Below are 3,059 nucleotides of genomic sequence, written 5' to 3'. Positions count from 1 at the left end.
CGAAACCACACGAATTATGGCGCAGTACTACCGCCCGGACTGCCCTCAGATATCCCCATTGTAGAAGGGCAAGTGATCTCGGGACGGCGGACCCTGTTTGAGGACGGAAGGGGATACGTCGTAGATATTCAAACCGACTTGTCCTATGGCGAAGTCCTGAATTTCTACGCAGAGAGATACGGTAACGGCCATCTTACAGCCGCGCCGGGAATGGGAGCAGAGTTTTCCGTTGCTGATTTCCGTCTCGGGAGCAATCGAATCCTTCTTGAGATTCACTCCAAGGAAACAACGACCCATGTCACGATGGCGATACACCTTGGAAAATGGTGGTAACCGGTTGCAAGCCCCATCTAGCTGTCCGCTAATTGCTGCCGAAAGCAAACATTTTGCTTTCATTTCTGTAGCGATCTGATTTCTGCACAAATAGTCCATATTTAAGGGAAGCAATAAGTCCAAGCGCAAGCCATCCTTAAACCATGCTCACCAAAATCTACATCGAAGCCCTGCTGGTTAATGAATGACTGACTGATCAGGTTTGGGAGGCTTGGGATATGGGGGAGATTGATATATTGAGGGCGTGTTTGGCGTGGTCGCTAGTGGCCAGAAGAGTCGTACAATACCCAGATTCAATCGACAGGATAGGGCCATGACCATCCTACGAATGCTTCCATTGCTTATAACGTTGGTTGTGGCTTCATGTGCCTCTCAAATCATGGGCAAGTATGTTGGTCAGGATATTCGGGAGGTTGCGATCTCTTATGGGCCCCCATCCAACGCGTTTGATCTCGGTGATGGACAGCGAGTATTTCAGTGGATTAGCATAACGAGCATAACAACCCCGGGCAGGGAGCAAACAACTGGAACAGTAACAGCTATCGGCAATACTGCGTGGCTGCACTCCAATACAACGATCACCAGCCCTCAAACGATCACTCAAGAAGATGTCTGCTCACACATTGCCGCTTGGGATGAGGCGCGGAAAGCCTGGGTCGTTTCCGAAGTGAGGATTCCGAAGGGTCTAGTTGCATCCTGCTTTTAATGGAATACGATGCTGCCGCAATGATGTATGACCTCGCTGCTGTACTGCCCAAACTCTTTCCACAGGCCATTGAATGGATGGAATTATGTTCTGCAGAAATTCTTTCCAAGGGCAAGCCGCTAACTGGTGCCGGAATAAAAGTCGCTCGCTCAGTAGGTGTGCTAAAACCAGAAAAAATACGAGTTGAACTAGTTGAAAATCTGCCGCTCCCGGATGACCAAATGCTTCGAGATGTGGCCCTGCAGGCGGGACTACTTGGCCCCGATATGAACGGAGTTACTTTCGGATACGGTATTTATGCGTGCACAGATCGCGTAACAAACAGGCTAATTACGCACGAGTGTCGCCACGTCTCGCAGTGCGAAAGTGCTTGATGGTGTTGAGAAGACAATGGTCATCGAACATCCGGGCGGATCTCTTTCAGTCCGGCTCGTGACTACACAAAGTGACGACGGCGAAATTCACATAGAAAAAGCAGGCGTAATCCGCGCCGCACGTATGCTCATCCGCGGCGAAGTATTCGTCAGGAGTGCCTGATTGAAAACTATTGCTCCTCCCGATCCGGACACGCGAAAGCCCGATTTCAAGGCGCCGCCCGGTTCCTGTGATACTCACTGTCACGTGTTCGGCCCTGGTAATCAATTTCCCTATGCGGATACGCGCAGATATACGCCACCCGATGCACCGAAGGAAAAATTGCGCGAATTACACGACACGCTCGGAATAGAGCGCGCTGTCATCGTGCAGGCCAATTGTCATGGAACCGATAATGCTGCGATGCTGGATGCCATCGCTTCGAGCGACGGACGGTATCGTGGCGTTTGTAACGCAGACGATTCATTTACGGCCAGTCAGTTTGCAGAGCTGCATGCCGGTGGTATACGGGGTGTGCGCTTCAATTTTGTCAGGCACTTGGGCGGAGCGCCCGATCTCGACAAGATGCGTGTCATCATTAGCAAAGTTGCGCACCTGCCCTGGCATGTCGAACTACACTTCGATGCAAAGGACCTGCTTGCATACGAAACGCTGCTGGACGAGATGCCACTACCGGTGGTTATCGATCACATGGGGCGTGTGCCGGTAGGTGATGGACTGGACCAGGCTCCGTTTCAGTCTCTGTTGTCGTTAGTGAGGGAGCGTGAAGATCTTTGGGTCAAAGTCTCGGGCGCCGAGCGAATATCGGCGGCAGGGCCACCGTTTAAGGACGCGGTACCGTTTGCGTGTGCCTGTATCGAAGCGGCACCCGATCGGGTCATCTGGGGAACGGACTGGCCGCATCCCAATGTAAAGCTCATGCCGAACGACGGCGATCTCCTGGAGCTGATTCCGCAGATGGCGCCAACTTCTGATTTACAACAGCAATTACTGGTCGATAATCCGGCCAGGCTATTCGGATTCTGATAACAAGGCATATGAGCATGGATAAAATTGCGGTGCGCAACATGCTTAGGGCCGATGCCGGGGAAATTGCAGCGCTCGAGTCACTCGGCGTCGCGACGGTTCACGAGGCGCAGGGACGTACAGGCCTGATGCAGTCCTATATGCGCCCCATATATGCGGGAGCACGAATCGCGGGAAGCGCTGTCACAGTCCTCAATCACCCCGGCGATAACTGGATGAATCATGTGGCCATGGAGCTGTGCCAGCAAGGCGATGTTCTGGTGGTCGGCGTAAGCGATGAGGACGAACACGGCATGTTCGGCGATCTGCTGGCTACCCTGGCCATGGCCAGGGGCGTCAAAGGCCTCATTGTCGATGCCGGTGTCCGCGACGTTCGGGACCTTGAGGAAATGGTCTTCCCGGTGTGGTCGAAGGCCATCTGGTCACAGGGAACGGTGAAGAAAACAGTCGGCAGCGTCAATGTGCCCGTCATGTGTGCCGGCGCTGCCGTCAAGCCCGGGGATGTTGTCATCGCGGATGATGACGGAGTTTGCGTCGTGCCACGGAATGCAGCCGGACCTGTGGCACAGAAGGGCATGGAGCGAGCCGAAAATGAAGAGTCGAAAAGAGCGCGCCTGCA

General features: G+C 53.6%; 5 protein-coding genes. All 5 read left to right on the top strand.

The features are described from left to right. A partial coding sequence (locus tag O6944_03900) for a hypothetical protein (protein ID MCZ6718284.1) occupies positions 1-333 on the top strand: 333 nt, incomplete at its 5' end. Positions 334-646: 313 nt separating this feature from the next. Further along, on the top strand, positions 647-1,039 hold the full coding sequence (locus O6944_03895; protein ID MCZ6718283.1) for a hypothetical protein: 393 nt from the start codon (positions 647-649) through the stop codon (positions 1,037-1,039). Further along, complete coding sequence (locus tag O6944_03890) at positions 1,039-1,413, top strand: hypothetical protein (protein ID MCZ6718282.1); 375 nt, start codon at positions 1,039-1,041, stop codon at positions 1,411-1,413. Before O6944_03895 ends, O6944_03890 begins: the two co-directional genes overlap by 1 nt. A 163-nt stretch (positions 1,414-1,576) precedes the next feature. Then, a complete protein-coding gene (locus O6944_03885) occupies positions 1,577-2,440 on the top strand; it encodes an amidohydrolase family protein (protein MCZ6718281.1) in 864 nt (287 codons plus the stop codon). A 17-nt stretch (positions 2,441-2,457) separates the two neighbouring features. Next, positions 2,458-3,059: 4-carboxy-4-hydroxy-2-oxoadipate aldolase/oxaloacetate decarboxylase (locus O6944_03880; protein MCZ6718280.1), on the top strand; the 602-nt coding region annotated here is incomplete at its 3' end.

It is taken from the genome of Gammaproteobacteria bacterium (assembly GCA_027296625.1).
In the GTDB taxonomy this organism is placed as follows: Bacteria; Pseudomonadota; Gammaproteobacteria; order JAKEHO01; family JAKEHO01; genus JAKEHO01.
Note: the sequence above shows the minus strand (reverse complement) of the source record. Positions and strands in the feature narration are given on the sequence as shown.

Bases quoted from the DNA above. Each gene is read 5' to 3' on its own strand.
- O6944_03895 (MCZ6718283.1), top strand. From the start codon at position 647: ATGACCATCCTACGAATGCTTCCATTGCTTATAACGTTGGTTGTGGCT.
- O6944_03890 (MCZ6718282.1), top strand. From the start codon at position 1,039: ATGGAATACGATGCTGCCGCAATGATGTATGACCTCGCTGCTGTACTG.